A 20,464-nucleotide genomic window follows, 5' to 3' on the forward strand; every position below is an offset into this window, starting at 1 on the left:
GAGACCGGCGGGCCTTTTTCGCGCCCTGCGCCTATCCCTTGAGGGGCGCGGCACCCACGCCGGGCCAGATGCGCGCCAGGCCGAACCCCGCACGGATGAACGTCCACAGGGCCGAGGCCAGCCAGATATAGACCAGCACGTGCTGGGGCCGGACCATCTCCACGGCCAGGACGCACGCCCCGCCCACGGCCGAGGCCACGAGCATGCTGTTGCGCAGGTAGGCGAAATCCCCGGTGCCCCAGTGGATGCCGTCCGTGGCGAACGACAGGGAACCGATGGGCTGGGACAGGGAGACCACGATCCAGCCCGGCCCGAACGCGGCAGAGGCCGCCGGGGGCACCAGCAGCCAGGCCACCAGGTCGGTGCCCGCCAGCATGGCCAGGCACAGGCCCACGCCCGTGCCGAAACTCCACCAGCAGACCAGACTGGCCACCTTGAGGGCCTTGTCCCGGTCGCCCGCGCCCAGGAAATAGCCCACCAGACTCTGCCCGGTAATGGCGAAGGCGTCGAGGAACAGGGCCGAAAACAGGAAGAACTGCCGGATGGCCTGGAAGGCCGCACCCTGGTCCGCGCCGAACAGGTTGGCCACCCGGGTGCACAGGGCCAGGAAGACCAGCACCGCGCCGGTGCGCAGGAACAGGTCGCCGCCCACGCGCATGAGCCGGGCCAGCCCCGCGCCGCGCATGCGCCAGGTCAGGCCGAGGGTGCGGTAGACCGCAATCAGGCACCAGAAGGCCCCGATCCACTGGCTGACCGAGCTGGCGATGGCCGCGCCGGCCACGCCCATGGCTGGGAACGACCCGTGGCCGAAGATGAGCAGCCAGTCCAGCAGGACGTTGATCACGTTGATGCCCACGGCCACGTACAGCGGCGTGCGCATGTCCTGGGCCCCGCGCAATCCGCCGAAGCAGGCCAGGGTGACGAGCACGGCGGGCGCGCCCAGCAGCCGGTAGAACATATATTCGCAGGCGTAGTCGTTGACCAGCCCCTCGGCCCCGAAGACCGAGGCGATGGGCGCCAGGAACCAGATGGATGCGGCCAGAAGGCCCAGGCCGATCGCGCCCGCCAGCAGGCCGGCCAGGGAGACCACCTTGACCGCGCGGCCCTCCTCGCCCCGGCCCACGCTGTGCGCCACCTCGGTCTGGGTGGCGATGCCCAGGAACGTGAAGGCCCAGAAAATCGCCGAAAAGGCCATGGTGCCCACGCCCAGGGCGGCCACCGGCTCCGAGCCGGGAATCCGCGCCACGAAAGCGGTGTCGGCCAGGCCGGTCAGCGGCTCGGCCACCAGGGAAAAAAGCACGGGCACGGCCATGCGGATGAGCGTCCGGTTGGGCTTGTCCAGAAAGGGATGTCGCTGGGGTTGTCGTGCCTTGTCCTGCACCGTGATGTCTCCTGCCAGGAAAGCCTGACCACATCCCCCCCGCGATGACAAGCAAAGCTTTCCCTTTTCAACGGTTTTCTGTTACCAATAACTCCCATGGAATCTTTGGAAATGTCCTTCCTGCTCGGCCTCGCCAGCCTCCTCTATACCGCGATGGAAATCACGGGCATCATCACCGCGCTCATCGCCATCCGCGAGACCCGCACCCCGCAGGGGGCCGTGGCCTGGGCCATCTCCCTGGCCACCTTTCCGATCATCTCCCTGCCCCTGTACTGGATCTTCGGCCGGTCCAAGTTCCACGGATACGTGGACGCCATGCGCACCGGCCGGGACGAGTTCCAGCGGCGCATCGGCGACCGCCACGACGTGCCGCCGGTCACTCCCCTGTCGGAACGAGAACTCCCCCATCTGCCGCGCACGGTCTTCGAGACCCTGGCCGAATCACCCTACCTCGGCGGCAACAAAATGGAGCTGCTGGTCAACGGGCCCGCCACCTTCAAGGCCATCTTCGCCGCCATCGAAAAGGCCGAAAAATACGTCCTTGTTCAGTTCTACATCGTCCGCGACGACGCCCTGGGCAAGGAGCTCGGGGAACTGCTCGTCCGCAAGGCCCGCCAGGGAATCCACATCCGTTTCCTCTACGACGAACTGGGCAGCTACAAGACTCCGGCGGCCTATTGGGACGCCCTGCGCGCCGCAGGGGTCGAGGCCCACCCCTTCCATACCACGCGCGGGCCGGGCAACCGCTTCCAGCTCAATTTCCGCAATCACCGCAAGATCGTGGTCGTGGACGGACATACCGCCTTTGTCGGCGGCCACAACGTGGGCACCGAATACCTCGGCGGCAAGGACAACGGCTACGGCGGCTGGCGCGACACCCACGCCCGCATCTCCGGCCCGGCCGTGCTGCCCATCCAGGTCTGCTTCGGCAAGGACTGGTACTGGGCCACCAGCGAAATCCCGGACCTGGACCTGTCCATGCCCGCCAGGCAGGGCAAGGCCGAGGTCCTGGCCCTGCCCACCGGCCCGGTCGATGTGCTCGAAAACTGCTCCCTCATGTTCATCCAGGCCATCGCCTCGGCCAAGGAACGGTTCTGGATCGCCAGCCCCTATTTCGTGCCCGACACCTCGGTCATGAAGGCCTTGCAGATGGCCGCCATGCGCGGCGTGGACGTGCGCATCATGCTGCCCAAGCGGCCCGACCACCTGATGGTCTACCAGGCCGGATTCGCCTGCCTCAAGGAACTCGTCCAGCCCGGCATACGCGTCTTCCGCTATGACGAGGGATTCCTGCACCAGAAAGTCTTCCTGGCCGACAACGCCCTGGCGGGCGTGGGCACCGCCAACCTCGACAACCGCTCCTTCCGGCTCAACTTCGAAATCACCATGCTCGTTGAAGACCCCGACTTCTGCAGAGACATCGAAACCATGTTCCTTAACGACTTCGGCCACTGCGTCGAAACCGGAACCAACGAATTCGACGAAAAAAACCTCTTCCAACAAACCGTCATCCGCTTCGCCCGCCTGCTGTCGCCCATTTTGTAGCGGGGAGGTTGCCTCCCCCTTCCCCCGGACCCCCATCCCCCTTTCCTTCCTAAACTTTTTGGTGTCGCTTCGCGGAAGGCGGCAGCGCGATAACTCAACTTTTTTTACACAGTTAAAACCGCCGCCCTCTCAAATTTTCTAGTCCCCCGCCCTTCCTGGCGGCGTGGGCAACCGTCCCGAAGGGGGCGCGCCGGGCAACTTTCCGCGCACCGAAGATGTCCGGCGCGCCCCCTTCGGGACACCACCTGACCGCGCCCGCCGACTCTCCGCACCAACAGCCCTCCCCCGCATCCCCTCCCCTTCGCCGCAGGCGACACAAAAAGTTTGGGAGGGTCCAGGGAACCCTTTCCTCAAAGGGTTCCCTGGCCGTCGGAGACGCCCGCCCGGCGAGGGCCCGCCGGAGGCATGAAAAAAAGGGAGCCTCGCGAGAGACTCCCTTTCGGGCGTTCAGTCATATCCCGGCCTAGAAGATGTCGGCCATGGAGTAGAGCTTGCCGGGTTTCTGCCGGGCCAGCCATTTGGCGGCGCGCAGGGCTCCGGCGGCGAAGGTCTCGCGGGAGTGGGCGCGGTGGGTGACCTCGATCCGTTCGCCGGGACCGAAGAAGAACATGGTGTGTTCGCCGACCACGTCGCCGCCGCGCAGGGTCTGGACGCCGATCTCCTTCTGGGGACGCTCGCCGATAATGCCGTCGCGGCAATGCTTCTTGACGTCGTCGTAGACCCAGCCGCGCGCCTCGGCCAGGACCTGGGCCAGCTTGAGGGCGGTGCCGCTGGGGGAGTCCTTTTTCATCCTGTGGTGGGTCTCGACGACCTCCATGTCGTAGCTATCGCCCAGTGCCTGGACGAGCAGCGGCATGATCTTGAGCAGGACGTTGACGCCCACGGACATGTTCGGGGCCCAGAAAATCGGGGTCTTCTTGGCGGACTCGGCCAGTTCGGCCTGCTGCTCGGGATTCAGGCCGGTGGTGCCGATGACCGCGGGGTTGCCGTGTTTGGCGGCGGTCTTGGCCATGGTCACCGAGGCCTCGGGGGCGGTGAAGTCGATGATCACCGCGCCCGGCACGTTGGGCAGCAGTTCTTCGAGGCAGTCGGAGACCGCGCATTCGTAGTTCAGGCCGTCGGCATGGCCCTTCCGCTCGCACGCGCCCACCAGATTCAGGCTCTCGTCGGCGAGGGTCCGGTTGATCAGCATGGTGCCCATGCGGCCCTTGGCCCCCAGGATGACGATGTCAGTCATAGCGACACTCCTTTGGGTAAAAAGTTCATATGCTTAGAAGTCCAGCAGGGACTTCGGCTTTTTTGCGGTCTTGCCTTCGAGTAATGCCTTGAAGGCTTCGAAGTCAATGACTTCCACCCCCAGGGCCCCGGCCTTGGCGACCTTGGACCCGGCCTTCTCGCCCGCCACCAGGTAGTCCACCTTTTTGGAGACGGACTTGACCGGCACGCCGCCGTGCGCCTCGACCATGGCGTGGGCCTCGTCGCGCGTCACGGGCAGGGTCCCGGTGAACAGGAAGACCTTTCCGGCCAGGGGCGCGTCCGCGTCGGGCGCGGCGGCAACCGGGCCGCCTTCGGGATGGAGGCCCGCCTCCTTGAACTGCTCGATCATCCGGCGGTTGGAGGCGTCCACCCGGAAATCGAGGATGGATTCGGCCATGATGTCGCCGATGCCGTCGAGTTCGGTCAGGTCGTCGAGGGTGGAAGCGAAAAGCGCGTCGAGGTCCTTGAACCGGGCGGCCAGGGTACGCGCGGCCTGCTCGCCGATATGGCGGATGCCGAGCCCGGCGATAAGCCGCCACAGGGGGGCCTCCTCCTTGGCTTTTTGGATGGCCTGGATGAAATTCTCAGCCGACTTGTCGCCCATGCGCTCGTACTTGAGCAGGTCGGTCTTCTTCAGGGTGAAGAGGTCGGCCGGGGTGTTCAGGACCCCGTCCTCGGCCAGCTTGCGGACCCACTGCCTGCCCACGCCCTCCATGTCCAGGCCCGCCTTGGATACGAAGTGGATGAGCCGCTGCACGGTCTTGGCCGGGCAGGCGGGGTTGGTGCAGACCACCCGCTCGCCGTCCTCCACGGCCGGGCTCTCGCAGACCGGACAGATATCGGGAAAGATGAAGGGCTCGGCGTTGTCGGGCCGCTCTTCCAGGTCGGCGGACAGGACCTGCGGGATGACGTCGCCCGCCCGCTGGATGAGCACTGTGTCGCCCACGCGCAGGTCGCGCTCCGCGATGTATCCCTTGTTGTGCAGGGTGGCGTTGGAGACCACCACGCCCGCCAGCTCCACGGGCTCAAGCTCGGCCACCGGGGTGAGCACGCCGGTGCGGCCCACCTGGATGCGGATGGCGTTGAGCCGGGTCCTGGTCTGGTGCGCCGGGAACTTGAGGGCCAGGGCCCAGCGCGGGGCGCGGGAGGTGTAGCCGAGCGCCTCCTGCATCTCGCGGTCGTTGACCTTGGCGACCATGCCGTCGATCTCGAACGGCAGCGTGGCCCGCATGGCCATCAGCTGCTGGAAATAGTCGGCCACTTCCTTGGCCGAGGCGCACAGCTTCACGTCGGGCGGGATGGCGAAGCCGAGATCGCGCAGCCCTTCCATGAGTTCCTGTTGGGTGGCCCAGTCGGCTTCCCGGCCCGCCCACCGCACCCGGCCCACGCCGTAGGCCATGAAGCGCAGGGGGCGCGAGGCGGCCACCTTGGGGTCGAGCTGGCGGATGGTCCCTGCCGCCGCGTTGCGCGGGTTGGCGAAGACCTTGTCGCCCTTCTCCTCCTGGCGCGCGTTGAGGGCCGCGAAGTCCTTGTTGGACATGATCACTTCGCCGCGCACCTCGAGCAGCTCGGGGACGTCGTCGCCGTGCAGGGTCATGGGCAGGTTCATGACCGTGCGCATGTTGCCGGTCACGTCCTCGCCCACCAGGCCGTCGCCGCGCGTGGCCGCGCGCACGTACCGGCCGTTCTCGTAGATGACCTCCAGGGCCAGGCCGTCCATCTTCGGGTCGGCCCAGTAGGCTATGTCGGAGGTGCCCACGCCCTTGGCCACGCGCTCGTGGAAGGCGTACCAGGCGTCCAGGTCCATGGCGTTGTCCAGGGAGTACAGCCGCAGGGCGTGCTCGTAGGGGGTGAACCCCTCGGCGGGCTCGCCGCCCACCCGCTTGGTCGGGGAGTTGGGGTCGTCCAGCTCGGGATGCTCGACCTCGATGGCGGTCAGCTCGCGGAACAGGACGTCGAACTCCTGGTCCGAGATCTCGGGATCGTCCAGAACGTAATAGCGGTGGTTGTGATATTCGATTTTTTCGCGCAGAAACGCCGCGCGCTGGGCAACGCTGTCAGGAACCATGTATTCTTTCTACCTGGATATAATTACAAAATTTCTCTGAGTTCAGCCAGATTGGTCTTCTTGCCAACGGCCAGCAGCGTGTCGTTGGCCCGGATGATCTCCTTGGGGCCGGGGTTGAAGACCATCTCCCCGGTCTCCTTCTTGATGGCGATGATGATCAGGTTGTAGTTGGGCCTGATCCTGGATTCGATGAGGTCCTTGTCCACCAGCTCCGACTCGGGCGACACGGCCAGTTCCTCCATCTGGAGGTCGATGCCGCCGCGCACGGCCAGTTCGAGAAAGTTGGTCACCGTGGGCCTGAGCACGCTCTGGGCCATGCGCAGCCCGCCGATGAAATGCGGCAGGACCACCCGGTCCGCCCCGGCCAGCTCCAGACGCGAGATGTGCGACTTGTCCCCGGCGCGGGCCACGATGGTGATCTTGGGGTTGAGCTGGCGGGCGGTCAGGGTGACGTAGACGTTGGCCGCCTCGCTGGTCACGGCCGAGATCAGGGACTTGGCATAGGGCAGCCCGGCGCTCATGAGCACGGCGTCGCTGGTGGCGTCGCCCTCCAGGCACAGAATGCCCTCCTGCTCCATCTTGTCGATGAGGGCCGGATCGTTCTCGATGACCACCACGTCGTGGCCGTCGTTCATGATCTCCTGGACCACGATGCTGCCGATGCGGCCGTGGCCGCAGACGATGAAGTGGTTCCTCAACTTGCTGATCATTTTCATCATTCTATGCTTACCCCACAAGATTTGCAGTCGCCCGTCCATGAGCACCTGGGCGAACGCGCCGGCGATGTACACGAAGCCGCCCACCCCGAGCATGATCAGGAAGGCCGTGAAGATGCGCCCTTCCGGGGAGAGCTGGTTGACCTCCATGAAGCCCACGGTGGAAAGGGTGATGACCACCATGTAGAAGGCGCTGCCCAGGTCCCAGTGCTCGTAGATCATGTAGAAGCCGATGCCGAGCAGGAAGATCAGGAAGAGATAGATGACGCCGAGGACGATGCTCCAGAAGGAGCCCAGCCTGGCGCGCATGCGCAACATCCGTCGGTGAAAAGTGCCCTTCATCCCTTACCCCAGCTCCAGCATCCGCTCGCGAATCCGGGCGATGCGGTCCCGGAGTTCCGCGGCCCGTTCGAATTCCAGTTCCTTGGCGGCCTCGCGCATCTCCCGCTCCAGCCGCTTGACGGTCTTGTTCAGCGTCTTCAGGTCCGCGCCGTAGTCCACGCCGTCCTCCGCGGCCAGGGCCACGGCGGCGCCGTCTTTGTCGGCATGGCCCCCGAGCTCCCCGAAGAGGTTGTCCACCTTCTTGATGATGGTGGTCGGCGTGATGCCGTGCACCCGGTTGTACTCCTGCTGCTTCTCCCGTCTGCGCTCGGTCTCGCCCATGGCCGCGGCCATGGAGTCCGTAACCTTGTCCGCGTACAGGATGACCCGTCCCTCCGAGTTCCGGGCGGCCCGGCCGAAGGTCTGGATGAGCGAGCGCGTGGAACGCAGGAACCCTTCCTTGTCGCCGTCCAGGATGGCCACCAGGGAGACCTCGGGGATGTCCAGACCCTCGCGCAGGAGGTTGATGCCCACCAGGACGAAGAACTCGCCTTGCCTGAGCGCCTGGATGATGGCCATGCGCTCCAGCGTGTCGATGTCGGAATGCAGATACTTGGCCTGCACGCCCATTTGGTTCAGGTAGTCGTTCAGGTCCTCGGCCATGCGCTTGGTCAGCGTGGTCACCAGAACCCGCTCGTCCCTCGCCTGCCTCTTCTTACACTCCGCCAGCAAATCGTCAATCTGTCCCTGCGTCCTGCGCACCTCGATCTCCGGGTCCACCAGTCCGGTGGGCCGGATGATCTGCTCCACGACAACGCCCTGGGCCAGGTCCAGCTCCAGCGGGCCGGGCGTGGCCGAGACGTACACGGCCTGGTGGATGCGCTCCTGGAACTCCTCGTAGTTGAGCGGCCGGTTGTCCAGGGCCGAGGGCAGGCGGAAGCCGAAATCCACGAGGGTGGTCTTGCGCGAGCGGTCGCCCCGGTACATGCCGCCCACCTGGGGCAGCGCGATGTGCGACTCGTCCACGAAGAGGATGAAGTCGTCCGGAAAATAGTCGAGCAGGGTCGAGGGCGGCTGGCCCTCCACGCGCCCGTCCAGGTGGCGCGAGTAGTTCTCGATGCCGTTGCAGTAGCCCAGTTCCTCGATGGTCTCGAGGTCGTACATGGTCCGCTGCTCCAGGCGCTGGGCCTCGACCAGCTTGTTGTTGCGCTTGAGGTAGGCCAGCCGGGACTGGAGTTCGTCGCGGATGTCGTTGATGGCCCGGTCCACGTTGTCGCGGTCGGACACGAAGTGCGAGCCCGGGTAGATGACCGTCTTGCGCAGCCGGTCCTTGACCTCGCCGGTGAGGGGATCGGTCTCGGTGATGGAGTCGATCTCGTCGCCGAAGAACTCGATGCGCAGCGCCTTCTCGCGGCTGTAGGCCGGGATGATCTCGACCACGTCGCCGCGCACCCGGAAGCTGCTGCGGTGGAAATCGTAGTCGTTGCGTTCGTAGTGGATCTCCACCAGCCGCCCGAGCAGGGAGTCCATGGCCATGGTCTGCCCTTCCTCAACGGGAATGACCATCTTGGCGTAGAAATCCGGGGAGCCCAACCCGTAGATGCACGACACCGAGGCCACCAGGAGCACGTCCCGGCGCGTCAGCAGCGCGTGGGTGGCCGAGTGGCGCATCTTGTCGATGTCGTCGTTGATGGACGAGTCCTTCTCGATGTATACGTCCGAGTGCGGCATGTACGCTTCGGGCTGGTAGTAGTCGTAATAACTGACAAAGTATTCGACCGCATTGTCCGGGAACAGCCCCTTGAACTCGGTATAGAGCTGGGCGGCCAGGGTCTTGTTCGGGGCCAGGACCAGGGCCGGGCGGTTGAGCTGGGCCACCACGTTGGCCATGGTGAAGGTCTTGCCCGTGCCCGTGGCGCCGAGCAGGACCTGGTCGCGCACGCCGCTGTTCAGCCCGTCGATGAGCTCGGCCACGGCCTGGGGCTGGTCGCCCTTGAGGGTATATTCGCTGACGAGTTTGAAATCCGGCATTCTTTCACACCCGGGCTTGAGCTGGCCCGCCAAAACACGTAAGTAACTATAAAAAACCGCAACCGCGATCCGGAGTCAGCGCTATGGATATCTCCATCAACACCCCCGCTTCCCCACTGCCCACCGAGCGAGCCTACTCCCTGTCCATGGTCATCAGGAGTTTCAAGGGACGGCGCGACGTCGAGGTGCACCTGTTCCGCTCCCGCTGGAACCGGTCCGAGGAATCGGAGTCGGACTACACGGGACTGATCGAACTCGACGCTTCCGCCCCGAAAACCGTTCTGCCGGAAGGCCGCAAGGTCATTCTGGAGTCCTTCACGGCCGACGAGCGCGATCTCATCATCAATTACCTGAAAGAACAGTATTCCACAAGGCTTACGGCCATCAACTCCAACCCGCTGTCCTTCCCGGTTCCGGTCGGGCTGGCCGGGTTCACCGAGATCCAGCCGGGCAAGGACGCCGGGTTCATCGAGTTCGAGAAAATCCCGAGTTATCCCCTGAAGTTCCCCCTCAAGGGATACTTCGACCTGAGTCGGCACCTGCCCCTGGCGGACGAGGACTGAGCCGGGGTCACGCCTGATCGTCGAACCGCCACATCCCTTCGAGGGTGGGCGCGTTCACCCCCTCGCGGATCATGGCCATGAAGCGGAACCGCTGGAACTCCCGCGCGCCGAAGCGCAGGAGATGCCGGGTGGTCTGCTGGCAGTCGATGAGGGTGAACCCCCATTTCCGCAGCTGCTCCACGAACACGGCGAAGGCCGCCTTGGAGGCGTCCGCCACGTGGTGGAACATGGACTCGCCATAGAAAATCGAGCCCAGCGACACGCCGTACAGCCCCCCCACCAGATCGCCGCCCTGCCACGCCTCCACGCTGTGCGCGTAGCCCAGCCGGTGCAGCGCGGTGTAGGCCTCGATCATCTCGTCCACGATCCAGGTGCCCTCCTGCTCGGGCCTCGGACAGCAGGCGCAGCGCCGGATGACCGCCTCGAACCGGGTGTCCAGGGTAAAGGAGAAGGTCCCTTTGTTGAGCACCCTGCGCAGACTGCGCGGCACGTGCAATTCCGAGGGGACCAGCGCCAGCCTCGGGTTGGTGGACCACCACAGGATAGGCGAATTCTCGGCGTACCACGGGAAGATGCCGTTGGCGTAGGCGTTCAGCAGCCGCTGGGGCGAGAGGTCCCCGCCCACGGCGAGCAGCCCGTCCGGGTCGGCCTCTTCCGGGTCGGGGAAAACGGGGTCTTCGAACAGGCGGTAGATGGTCATGGGCTGCAATAAAGAGGGCGGCCCGCGCCGCCCTCCGTGAATTGCTATTGCTTGGTCCCGACGACGTCGAAGGAGAACGCGAATTCCCCGGACTCGCCGACGGCCGGACGCTTCTTGGACTTCTTTTTCTTTCCGGCCACGTCCACGGTGACCACCCCGCCCTTGGTCAGGGAACCGAAGAGCAGTTCGTCCGCGATGACGTCCTTGATCTCGGTCTGGATGACCCGGCCCATGGGACGCGCGCCCATGGAGGCGTCGTGGCCGAGCTCGGCCAGCCGCGCCCGGGCCGCGTCGGTCAGGGCGACCACCACGCGGCGGTCCTGCAGCTGGTCGTTGAGCTCCTTGACGAACTTGTCCACGATCCGCTCCATGACCGGCTGCTCCAGGGAGTGGAAGGTCACGGTGGCGTCGAGCCGGTTGCGGAACTCGGGGCTGAAGAGCTTTTCCAGCGCCTTCATGGCCTCGCCCTTGCGGTCGGAATTCTCGTCGCGCTTGAAGCCGATGGCCCCCTTGGACATCTCGCGGGCGCCCGCGTTGGAGGTCATCAGCAGGATGACGTGCCGGAAGTCGGCCTTGCGCCCGTTGTTGTCGGTCAGGGTGGCGTAGTCCATGACCTGAAGCAGGATGTTGAAGACGTCGGGGTGGGCCTTCTCGATCTCGTCGAACAGGACCACGCAGTGCGGCTTATTGCGCACGCCCTCGGTCAGCAGCCCGCCCTGGTCGAAGCCCACGTAGCCCGGGGGCGCGCCGATGAGCCGGGCCACGGCGTGCTTCTCCATGTATTCGGACATGTCGAAGCGCAAAAAGCCTATGCCGAGCACCGCTGCCAGTTGCCGGGCCAGCTCGGTCTTGCCCACGCCGGTGGGGCCGGTCAGCAGGAAGCTGCCCACGGGGCGGCCCATCTGGCGCATGCCCGCGCGGGAGCGCTTGATGGACTTGGCCAGGGCCGCCACGGCCTCGTCCTGGCCGAAGACCACGGACTTGAGGTCGCCTTCCAGGCTCTTGAGCCGCTCGCGGTCGGACATGGTCAGCCTGCGGGCCGGAATACGGGCCATGCGGGCCACGACCTTCTCCACGTCGGCCACCTTGATGCGGTCACCCTTGCGCGGCCGACCGGAGAGCTTGTACAGCGCCCCGACCTCGTCCATGACGTCGATGGCCTTGTCCGGCAGGAACCGGTCGGTGATGTGCCGCTCGGACAGTTCGGCCGCCGCCTTGAGGGCGAAATGGGTGTAGTTGACCCCGTGGAACTGCTCGTAGTGGGACTGCAAGCCCTTGAGGATGGCGATGGTCTCCTCCACGGTGGGCTCGTTGATCTCGATCTTCTGGAACCGGCGAGACAGGGCGCGGTCCTTTTCGAAATGGTTCTTGTACTCCTCGAAGGTAGTCGAGCCGATGCAGCGGATTTCGCCGGACTGCAACAGGGGCTTGAGGATGTTGGAGGCGTCCATGGACCCGCCCGAGACAGACCCCGCGCCCACGATGGTGTGGATCTCGTCCACGAACAGTATGGCGTCGCGGTTCTGCTTGAGCTCGGCCAGGACCCCCTTGAGCCGCGCCTCGAAGTCGCCCCGGTACTTGGTGCCCGCCAGCAGCGAGCCCATGTCCAGGCTGTAGACCTCGGCGTTGATGAACTCCTTGGGCACCTTGCCCTCGACGATCATCAGGGCCAGACCCTCGGCCATGGCGGTCTTGCCCACGCCGGGGTCGCCCACGAAGATGGGGTTGTTCTTGCGGCGGCGGGACAGGACCTGGATGGTCCGTTCCAGCTCCATGGACCGCCCGATGAGCGGGTCGATGAGCCCGTGGGCCGCGCGGTCGGTCAGGTTGACCGTGAACTCCTTGAGGGGGTTCTTCTTCTCGCCGGGCCGCCCTTCCAGGGGATCGGCCTTGGACGGCTGGTCGTCGCCCAGGTCGTTCCAGTCCTCGCTCATGGACATGCCGTGCGAGATGAACTCCAGGATATCGAGCCGGGAGACGTCGTGGGTGCGCAGGAAGTAGACCGCGTAGGAATCCTCCTCGTCGAACATGGCGGCCAGGACGTCGCCCACCTCCACGGTGTTCTTGCCCGAGGCCTTTTTCTGCCACACGGCGCGCTGCAACACGCGGCGCACGCCGAGCGTCTGGATGACCTCGGATTCGGTGCCTTCGGGCAGGGCCTCCATGTTCTCCACGAAGAACCGCCCGAGCTGGTCCCTGAGCCGTTCCATCTCCGCTCCGCAGGCCTCGAGGATTTCCTCGCCCTGCTCCTGGGTGGAGATGGCGTACAGCAGGTGTTCGAGCGTCAGGAACTCGTGGTTCCGACGCTTCACCTCATTGACCGCGGAGGTCAACGCACTTTCCAGTTCCTTGCTCAGCATCGTCATATTCTATTCACCTTCCATGCTGCACTTGAGCGGGAAACCCGCGCTCTTGGCCAGCCGGTGCACCAGGTCCACCTTGGTTTCGGCCACCTCGGCGGTATACACGCCGCACACCCCGTACCCCTGGTTATGCACGGAGAGCATGATGGCCGTCGCCTGCGCCTCTGTCCGGCGGAAGACGCGCACCAGAATCTCGACCACGAAGTCCATGGTCGTGTAATCGTCATTATGCAACAGGACCTTATACTTCTTCGGTTCCTTGACCTCGTGTTGGCCAAGGAGCTCCGAATCGAATCGGTCCCCGGTAAAAGGGTCGCTCATAACGGTTCGAATCCACCAATCCTTTGTATTTCCTAGCTCCCAATATAAATTCCTTTTACCCGGCTGTCGAGGGCCGACCATCAAAGTTTCTCAAGTTCGTCCAGCAGGGCCGCCCGCTCGTCGGGCTCGAACACGAAATTCTCGTCGGGTTCCAGCCCCTTCGACACGCGGTATTCGATATTCAGGCCGTGGTAGGTGGCCTTGGTGGTGCACGCCGCGTTCAGGCCGAGTTCGGCGGCGCAGGCCAGGACCCGCGCCTCATCACCCTCGATCTCCACGAAATCGCCGAAGGGCAGCCGGTCCAGGCAGATGACGCAGTCCCGGTACCGCCATTTCTCGCGGACCTTCTCGTAGCGGAAGGCCGGGGCGAACCCCAGGACATTGAGGGCCTCGGCCATGGCCCCGCCGTCCTCCACCCCGGTCTCGATCTCCTCGAATATCTTGAGCGCGGACGGCTCCGGGGACTCGGGCGGGCGCTTGACCGTGAGCACGGCAAGGCCCTGTTTCTCGCGCAGGCGCAGGAGGATGCCGTCCCGCTTCAGGGAGCGGTCGGGCCGGTCGAAGACCGTGTTGGCCTCGAAATAGCGGCCCGAAGTCTCGGCCCCGGACCGGCGCAACCGGTCGGCCAGATCGGCCAGGTCGGCCTCCAGATATTTCAATTCGCACTCCAGCGCCATTGGCTTTCTCTCCTTGTGTTGGTATACTGTGCCCAAGGATATCGAAATGCTGACCAAAATTCTCTATATTTCTCTGGGCGGAGCCGCCGGAGCTCTTGCCCGCTATTATCTTTCCGGCGTGGCCCAGCGCATGGCGGGCGGCTCCTTCCCGGCGGGCACCTTCCTGGTGAACATGGCCGGCTGCCTGCTCTTCGGCGCGGTCTGGGGATTCTTCGAAAACCGCCTGCTGCCCGGCAGCGAGGTCCGGCTCCTGGTCCTGACCGGATTCCTGGGCGCGTTCACCACCTTCTCGACCTACATGTTCGAGACCGCCACGCTGGTCAAGTCCGCGCAGATGGCCATGGCCCTGGTCAACGTCGTCGGCCAGTCCGTGGCCGGACTGGCCCTGGTCCTGGCAGGCATCGCCCTGGGCCGCCTGCTCTAACCAACCATTTGGGGGAACGCCATGAAATTGCTCGAAAAAGCTGAACGAATCAGAATCTACATAGGCGAGGACGACAAGTTCGACGGGCAGCCGCTGGCCGACGCCATCGTCCGCGAGGCGCGCAAGATGGGCCTGGCCGGGGCCACGGTCTACCGGGGCCTGATGGGCTTCGGGGCCAACAGCCTGATCCACACCAGCAAGATCCTGCGCCTGTCCGAGGACCTGCCCGTAATCGTGGAGGTCGTGGACCACCCGGAAAAGCTCCAGCCCCTGCTCGACAAGCTCGACGCCATGCTCAAGGAAGGCATGGTCACCAGGGAGGCGGTGGACGTCATCGCCTACCGCCACAGCAAGATGAACGAAGAATAGCCGTTCCCGCGCCGTCGGCGCGGGGCTGCTCCATGGCAAAAAAGAAGGCGCCCCTGCGGGAATCATCCCGCAGGGGCGCATCCGTTGAACCTATCCCTTTCCGCGGGCTAACCGCAGGCCCTGACAATCTCCGGCGCGATCTTCTCCAGGGACAGGACCTTGTCCACCCCGCCCTGCTTGATGGCCTCCTGGGGCATGCCGAAAACCACGCAACTCGCCTCGTCCTGGGCGATGGTGTACGCCCCGGCGTCCTTGAGCTCCTTCATGCCCTTGGCCCCGTCGTCGCCCATGCCGGTCATTATGGCGGCCACCACGTTGGCTCCGCCGTAGCGCGCTCCGGAGCGGAACAGCACGTCCACCGAGGGCCGGTGCCGGGAGACCAGGGGGCCGTCCTTGACCTCGACGTAGTACTTGTTCCCGGTGCGCTTGAGCAGCATGTGCTTGTCGCCCGGCGCGATCAGGGCCAGGCCGCGCATCAGGGCGTCGCCGTCCTTGGCCTCCTTGACGTTGATCCGGCAGATGCCGTTGAGCCGGTTGGCGAACGCCGCCGTGAAATGCTCCGGCATGTGCTGAACGATGGCGATGGGCGGGCAGTTCTCCGGCTGCGCCTCGAGAAAGACGCGCAAGGCCTCGGTGCCGCCGGTGGACGCGCCCACCAGGCAGATCTTTTCGGTGGGAGACAGGGCCGTGGGCCTGCCCATGGGAATGACCGCATCCGCGCTGAGCTTGGGCTTGACCTGTATCGGCGGGGCCGCGATCCGGATGGGTCGGGTCCCGGCCATGGCCGCCGCCTTGACCTTGTCGATGAGCCGGATCTTCGCCTCTTCGAGAAACTTCTTGGTGCCCACCTTGGGCTTGGTGATGATCTCCACGGCACCGTATTCCAGGGCCTTGAGCGCCGTGGTGGTGCCCTCCCCGGCCACGGACGAGCAGATGACCACGGGGATGGGACGCTGCTTCATGATCTTGCGCAGGAAGGTCAGTCCGTCCATGCGTGGCATCTCGATGTCCAGGGTGATGACGTCCGGAACTTCCTGCTTGAGCCGCTCGGCGGCCACGTACGGGTCCACGGCGGTTCCCATGATCTCGATCTGGGGATCGGAAGACAGGATGTCCTCGAGCGTCTGCCTGACAACGGCCGAATCATCGACTATGAGAACTCGAATCTTTCGCATTTGTAACCTCTTGAAATGCTATCTGGATTCCGCAATGACCCGGCGCACCAGGCTGGGGACATCCAGAATGAGCGCGATGGAACCGTCGCCCTTTATGGTCGCCCCGGAAATGCCTTCCACGTCCTAGTAGACGCGGCCGAGGCTCTTGATGACCGTCTGGTGTTCGCCGATGACCGTGTCCACCACGATGCCGACGCGGCTTCCCTCCACGCCGGTGATGACGATCTGCTCGATGGGCGGGTTCTCGCCCTCGATGTTGAACCATTCGCGGATGTGGATGTACGGGACGATCTCGCCGCGCAGATGCAGGATGCGCTGCTCGGACCCGGCCTCCTCCACCTCGCTGCGGGACAGCTCCACGCACTCCTCCACCAGGGACAGGGGGATGACGTAGTACTCGTTCTCCACCCGGACCTGCAACCCGTCGATGATGGCCAGGGTCAGGGGCAGGCGGATGGTTATGGTCGTGCCCACGTTCGGCTTGGAGTCGATGTCGATGGTCCCGCGCAGGGAGTCGATGGCCCGCTTGACCACATCCATGCCCACGCCCCGGCCGGACACGCTGGTCACGACCTTGGCGGTGGAGAAACCGGGCTCGAAGATGAGCTTGAGCAGTTCCTTCTCGGTCAGCTCTGCGTCCTTGCTGATCAGGCCGCGCTCGATGCCCTTCTCGCGGATCATCGCGCTGCTCATGCCCTTGCCGTCGTCGGCGATGCGGATGAGCACCTCCCCGCCCGAATGCTCGGCGGACAGCGTGATGGAGCCCTGCGGCGGCTTGCCCTTGGCCTGCCGCTCCTGGGGCTGTTCGATGCCGTGGTCGATGGAGTTGCGCAGCAGATGGACCAGCGGGTCGCCCAGCCGTTCGATGACCGTCTTGTCCAGCTCGGTCTCCGCGCCGCTGGTGGCCAGGGTGATCTGCTTGCCCAGGTCGGCCGAAAGATCGCGCACCAACCGGCGGAACTTGCTGAAGGACGTGCCGATGGGGAGCATGCGGATGCCGAGCGTGGAATCGCGCAGTTCGTCGCTGAGACGCTCCAGCTCCTCGGCCAGGAGGGTCAGGGCCGAATCGTGCTTCTCGCTGACCACCTGGGTGATCTGCGCCTGGACGATGACGAGCTCGCCCACCAGGTCCACCAGGTAGTCCAGTTTGTCGGCGGCCACGCGGATGCTGCTCAGGGCCTCCTCGCGCTTCTTGTGGACCACCTTTTCCCGGACCTCGCCCTGCCGCTTGACGGCATTGGTGACCTTGTCCGCCGGGACCTTGCCCGACTCGGTCAGGATCTGGCCCAGGGGCTTGTCCACGCCGCTTTTCTGGGAAGTCAGGGCCTCGGCCACGTCCGCATAGGTCAGGTCGCCGCTCTCCACGAGCATCTCGCCGATCATGGGGATGCGCACCGGGTCCTCGTCGTCCGCGAAGCTGTCCACCGACGTGGCCGGACCGCTCGCCTTCCCGGACGCACGGGCCGGGGCGGGCGCGGCCTGGGCCGGTTCCGCCGCGGGGCTGACCTCGGCAGGGGCCGGTTCCGGCGCGGAAGGGGCTCCTACCTGCTCGACCTTGACCTTGAGGTCGGCGTCCAGGAAGAAAAACACGTCCTGGACGTCGTCCTTGGCGGCCTGGGTCGCCAGGGTCAGTTCCCAACCCTGGGCGGTGTCGCGGTGGCTCGACTCGATCTTGAGGGTTCCCAGCCGTTCCAGCTCCTCGAAGAACCCCTCCACGGCGTCCACGTCGATGGCCCCGCCCAAAGGCCGGAGAGTGATGGTGTAGCGGTGAAGATCCACGCCGGGTTCGGCTTCGGGAGCTTCCTCGGCCCCAAGCTCCATATCGAGCTCTACCTCGGGCTCGTCCTCCGCTTCGGGCTCCTCGTCCGGGGCGGCCTGGCCGGAATCGCCCCCGGCCGCCTGGTTGGTCCCGTCGACAAAGGCCCGCAGACCGTCGAGGATGTCCTGCATGGTCTCCGAGGACACGGGCTCGTCATCCTCGGCGTCGAGCATGGCCCGGATCTGGTCCCGGGAGCGCAGGGCCAGACTGCACAGGACAGGGGTGGCCTGCACGTCGCCGTTGCGCACCATGTCGAAGACCGTCTCCACCTCATGGGTGAACGCGGCGATCTCCTCGAATCCGAACATGGAGCCGGACCCCTTGATGGTATGCAGGGCCCGAAATATCTGGTTGACCAGATCCATGTCGTCCGGAGCTTCCTCGAGTTCGAGCAGGGCTCCCTCGAGTTCGATAAGGAGGTCGTAAGCCTCCTCCTTGAATATCTGCCTGTTCAGGTCGTCTCCTGACATTCCGCCACTCTCCTCAAGTCGTATTCACATGCATTCGTCAGCACGAATCGATTAGGTTGGCCACTTGCGGCGTACTGACAGTATATCATCCGTAAAGAGCGGAATAGACCATTATAATCTTTTCCAAATCGCCGGAGATTATTTGGTTCCAAGGAATTTGATCTCGGCGCGGGCGGACTGTTCGTCAAAGGGCTTCACCGCTATCTCCACCCGTTCGCCCTTGTAATCCGCCGCCCCGAGCAGGATGCCCTCGAAATACTCGAACAATCCACGGCTTGAGCGGTAGTTCATGAACAGGACGTCGCCCTTGTCCTCATAGGAGAACCTGGGCGGCTTGATGCCGGGCTGGGTCTTGGTCAGCTGGGCGTGGACGTCGTTCATGCGCAGGTAGAAGTCCTTGAGCGAGTCCTTCTTGAAATAGCCCGGATAGAGTTCGTTGAAACGGATCACCGTGTAGCGGCCCAGGCCGACGAAGAATTCCCGGACCGTCATCCCGCCCTTCCCGGCCGCGAACTCGGCCATCTGGCGCAGTGCCTGGTCGGGGTAGCTGTCCCCGGACAGGAAGACCGGGTCGCCCATCTCCTCCTGCATGGCCGCATAAACTTTTTCCCCGAGGGTCTTGCGCACGTATTCCTGGGCCAGCTTGGGCAGGACGCCCTTCATCCGCCCTTCGGACCGGCGCAGCTTGTCGCCGGCCCCGGACTTGCCGCTACCGAACTCCCTGGACACGTTGAGCAGCTCCCTGGCCAGCTCGGCCATCTCCCGGGTGGCCCCGGCGGCCTGCCCGGCGGCCTCGTCCGCGTCCTCGGCGATGGAGGCGATGTCCTCCACGCTGCGCATGATCCCCTCGGCGGCCGAGGACTGCTCCTCGGCGGCGGTGGCGATCTGGGCCACCCGCTTCACCATGTCCCCGATGTTGTCCATGATCCGCTGCAGGGCCTCGCCCGCGCGGTTGGACAGGGCCGTGCTCTCGTCCACTTTGGCCGCCGTGGCCTGCATGGAGCTGGTCGCGTCCTTGGAGCGGGCCTGGATGGCGATGATGGCGTTCTCCACCTCCTTGGTGGCGTCCATGGTCTTCTCGGCCAGCTTGCGCACCTCGTCGGCCACCACGGCGAACCCGCGCCCGGCATCGCCCGCCCGGGCGGCCTCAATGGCCGCGTTCAGGGCCAGCAGGTTGGTCTGGTCCGCGATGTCGTTGATGACGTTGATGATCTGGCCGATGGCCCCGGCCTGGGAATCCAGTTCGACGATCTCCCGGCCCAGTTGGCGGGCCGACTCGGCCACCTGGTTGATGGCCGAGACCGCGTCGTTGACCATGGACACGCCCTCGGAGGCCGAGGTGTTGGCTTCGCCCGCGGCTTCGCTGGTCACCGTGGCGTTGCGGGCCACCTCCAGCACCGTGCCGGTCATCTCCTCCATGGAGGCGGCCACGGAAGCGGTCTGGCGGCGCTGTTTCTGCGCGCCCTGGGCCTGCTCGTCGGCCGAGGCGGAAAGCAGCTCCGTGGCCGAGGCCACGTGCTCGGCCAGGCCGCTGATGCGCTCGCCCGCCTGCTTCATGCGCTCGCGCTGCTCCTCGATCTCCCGCTGGCGGGCCTTCTGTTCGGACAGATCGAGGAAAGAGGCCGCTGCGCCGAGGACCGCGCCCGAGACGTCGTAAATGATATTCACGTAGAGTTGGACCGGAAGGACCCGCCCGTCCCACAGTTTGAGATCCAGGGTCTCGGCCACGGGTTTCATGTCCCGCAGGGCCTTTTCGGTCACCGAGACCTGGTCGCGGTCATAGAGGGCCCGGCCCACGGTCTGGCCGATCACCTGCTCCTCGGTCCTGCGCAACAGCTTGAGCAGGGAGCGGGTGGCCAGACGGACGCGTCCCTTGGCGTCGCAGACCAGCGCGGGGCTGCCCAGCGCACGCAGGGCCTGTTCGAAATAGGCTGCCTCCTCGAGGCGGGCGGCGAGTCCGTCGGCCAGGGCGCCCAGCGCGCCGCCGAGCAGCGCCTCGTCCCCCGGGGCGGGGTCCCCCTCCCGGGCCAGCCGGTCCAGGGCCGCCTTCAACCGGGTCCGGGAACGCTCTCCGGCCGCGCCGATCGCAATGCAGACAAGCATGACGCAACCGGCCGCCAGGCCATAATACAGCCAACCTTCCCGGAGGGTTGCGGCGGCGAACAGGGCGCACGCCGCCAATCCCGTCAGGACCATTTTACCCATGGGACGTACCGGCATTCATCAGGCTCCCGTGCGATGCTGTGGATGACGAATTGGAAAAC

The 20,464-nt window shown here is 65.2% G+C and carries 15 protein-coding genes and 1 pseudogene; 4 read left to right on the forward strand and 12 right to left on the reverse strand.

All coding sequences use genetic code 11. The features are described from left to right. Positions 1 to 31 precede the first annotated feature (31 nt). Positions 32 to 1,381, reverse strand: a complete 1,350-nt coding sequence (locus AB6M95_RS07280) for an MATE family efflux transporter (RefSeq protein WP_371386079.1) — start codon at positions 1,379 to 1,381, stop codon at positions 32 to 34. Between the two features lie 96 nt (positions 1,382 to 1,477). On the opposite strand from AB6M95_RS07280, the gene cls reads away from it, so the two are divergent. Beyond that, a complete protein-coding gene (gene cls, locus AB6M95_RS07285; RefSeq protein WP_371386080.1) occupies positions 1,478 to 2,926 on the forward strand; it encodes a cardiolipin synthase in 1,449 nt (482 codons plus the stop codon). Positions 2,927 to 3,389: 463 nt separating this feature from the next. Here the strand turns inward: cls and dapB are convergent, their stop codons facing one another. Genes dapB through uvrB form a run of 4 tightly spaced genes read right to left on the reverse strand, consistent with a single transcriptional unit; the run spans position 3,390 to position 9,319 of the window. Further along, a complete protein-coding gene (dapB, locus tag AB6M95_RS07290; protein ID WP_371386081.1) occupies positions 3,390 to 4,163 on the reverse strand; it encodes a 4-hydroxy-tetrahydrodipicolinate reductase in 774 nt (257 codons plus the stop codon). 33 nt (positions 4,164 to 4,196) lie between these two features. Next, a complete protein-coding gene (gene ligA / locus AB6M95_RS07295; RefSeq protein WP_371386082.1) occupies positions 4,197 to 6,251 on the reverse strand; it encodes an NAD-dependent DNA ligase LigA in 2,055 nt (684 codons plus the stop codon). 23 nt (positions 6,252 to 6,274) lie between these two features. After that, positions 6,275 to 7,276: a potassium channel family protein gene (locus tag AB6M95_RS07300; protein WP_371386083.1), complete on the reverse strand. Its 1,002-nt coding sequence runs from the start codon at positions 7,274 to 7,276 to the stop codon at positions 6,275 to 6,277. Positions 7,277 to 7,312: 36 nt separating this feature from the next. Next, positions 7,313 to 9,319, reverse strand: a complete 2,007-nt coding sequence (uvrB, locus tag AB6M95_RS07305; RefSeq protein WP_371386084.1) for an excinuclease ABC subunit UvrB — start codon at positions 9,317 to 9,319, stop codon at positions 7,313 to 7,315. An 83-nt stretch (positions 9,320 to 9,402) separates the two neighbouring features. On the opposite strand from uvrB, the gene AB6M95_RS07310 reads away from it, so the two are divergent. Beyond that, on the forward strand, positions 9,403 to 9,882 hold the full coding sequence (locus AB6M95_RS07310; RefSeq protein ID WP_371386085.1) for a hypothetical protein: 480 nt from the start codon (positions 9,403 to 9,405) through the stop codon (positions 9,880 to 9,882). 7 nt (positions 9,883 to 9,889) lie between these two features. Here AB6M95_RS07310 and aat read toward each other — a convergent pair whose 3' ends face one another. The 4 genes from aat to AB6M95_RS07330 form a co-directional block, all read right to left on the reverse strand. Next, positions 9,890 to 10,582, reverse strand: coding sequence for a leucyl/phenylalanyl-tRNA--protein transferase (aat, locus tag AB6M95_RS07315; RefSeq protein ID WP_371386086.1), 693 nt, complete (start codon positions 10,580 to 10,582; stop codon positions 9,890 to 9,892). 44 nt (positions 10,583 to 10,626) lie between these two features. After that, positions 10,627 to 12,942, reverse strand: coding sequence for an ATP-dependent Clp protease ATP-binding subunit ClpA (clpA, locus tag AB6M95_RS07320; protein WP_371386124.1), 2,316 nt, complete (start codon positions 12,940 to 12,942; stop codon positions 10,627 to 10,629). Positions 12,943 to 12,951: 9 nt separating this feature from the next. Further along, positions 12,952 to 13,266, reverse strand: a complete 315-nt coding sequence (gene clpS / locus AB6M95_RS07325; protein WP_371386087.1) for an ATP-dependent Clp protease adapter ClpS — start codon at positions 13,264 to 13,266, stop codon at positions 12,952 to 12,954. An 80-nt stretch (positions 13,267 to 13,346) separates the two neighbouring features. Next, positions 13,347 to 13,943, reverse strand: coding sequence for a class IV adenylate cyclase (locus AB6M95_RS07330; RefSeq protein WP_371386088.1), 597 nt, complete (start codon positions 13,941 to 13,943; stop codon positions 13,347 to 13,349). Positions 13,944 to 13,989: 46 nt separating this feature from the next. Here AB6M95_RS07330 and crcB point away from each other — a divergent pair, with 46 nt between their 5' ends. Together crcB and AB6M95_RS07340 are read left to right on the forward strand one after the other, a co-directional pair. After that, positions 13,990 to 14,367, forward strand: coding sequence for a fluoride efflux transporter CrcB (crcB, locus tag AB6M95_RS07335; RefSeq protein WP_371386089.1), 378 nt, complete (start codon positions 13,990 to 13,992; stop codon positions 14,365 to 14,367). Between the two features lie 21 nt (positions 14,368 to 14,388). Then, entirely contained in the window at positions 14,389 to 14,736 is a 348-nt protein-coding gene (locus tag AB6M95_RS07340) for a DUF190 domain-containing protein (protein WP_371386090.1), read from the forward strand. 107 nt (positions 14,737 to 14,843) lie between these two features. Here AB6M95_RS07340 and AB6M95_RS07345 read toward each other — a convergent pair whose 3' ends face one another. From AB6M95_RS07345 to AB6M95_RS07355, 3 genes and pseudogenes are all read right to left on the reverse strand, one after another. Continuing rightward, entirely contained in the window at positions 14,844 to 15,911 is a 1,068-nt protein-coding gene (locus AB6M95_RS07345) for a protein-glutamate methylesterase/protein-glutamine glutaminase (protein ID WP_371386091.1), read from the reverse strand. Between the two features lie 18 nt (positions 15,912 to 15,929). Further along, a pseudogene (locus tag AB6M95_RS07350) lies at positions 15,930 to 18,200 on the reverse strand (chemotaxis protein CheA). Positions 18,201 to 18,338: 138 nt separating this feature from the next. Beyond that, complete coding sequence (locus tag AB6M95_RS07355; protein ID WP_371386092.1) at positions 18,339 to 20,420, reverse strand: methyl-accepting chemotaxis protein; 2,082 nt, start codon at positions 20,418 to 20,420, stop codon at positions 18,339 to 18,341. Positions 20,421 to 20,464: the final 44 nt, after the last annotated feature.

Origin of the sequence: Pseudodesulfovibrio karagichevae (assembly GCF_041414475.1) — a bacterium.
Lineage (GTDB): Bacteria > Desulfobacterota > Desulfovibrionia > Desulfovibrionales > Desulfovibrionaceae > Pseudodesulfovibrio > Pseudodesulfovibrio karagichevae.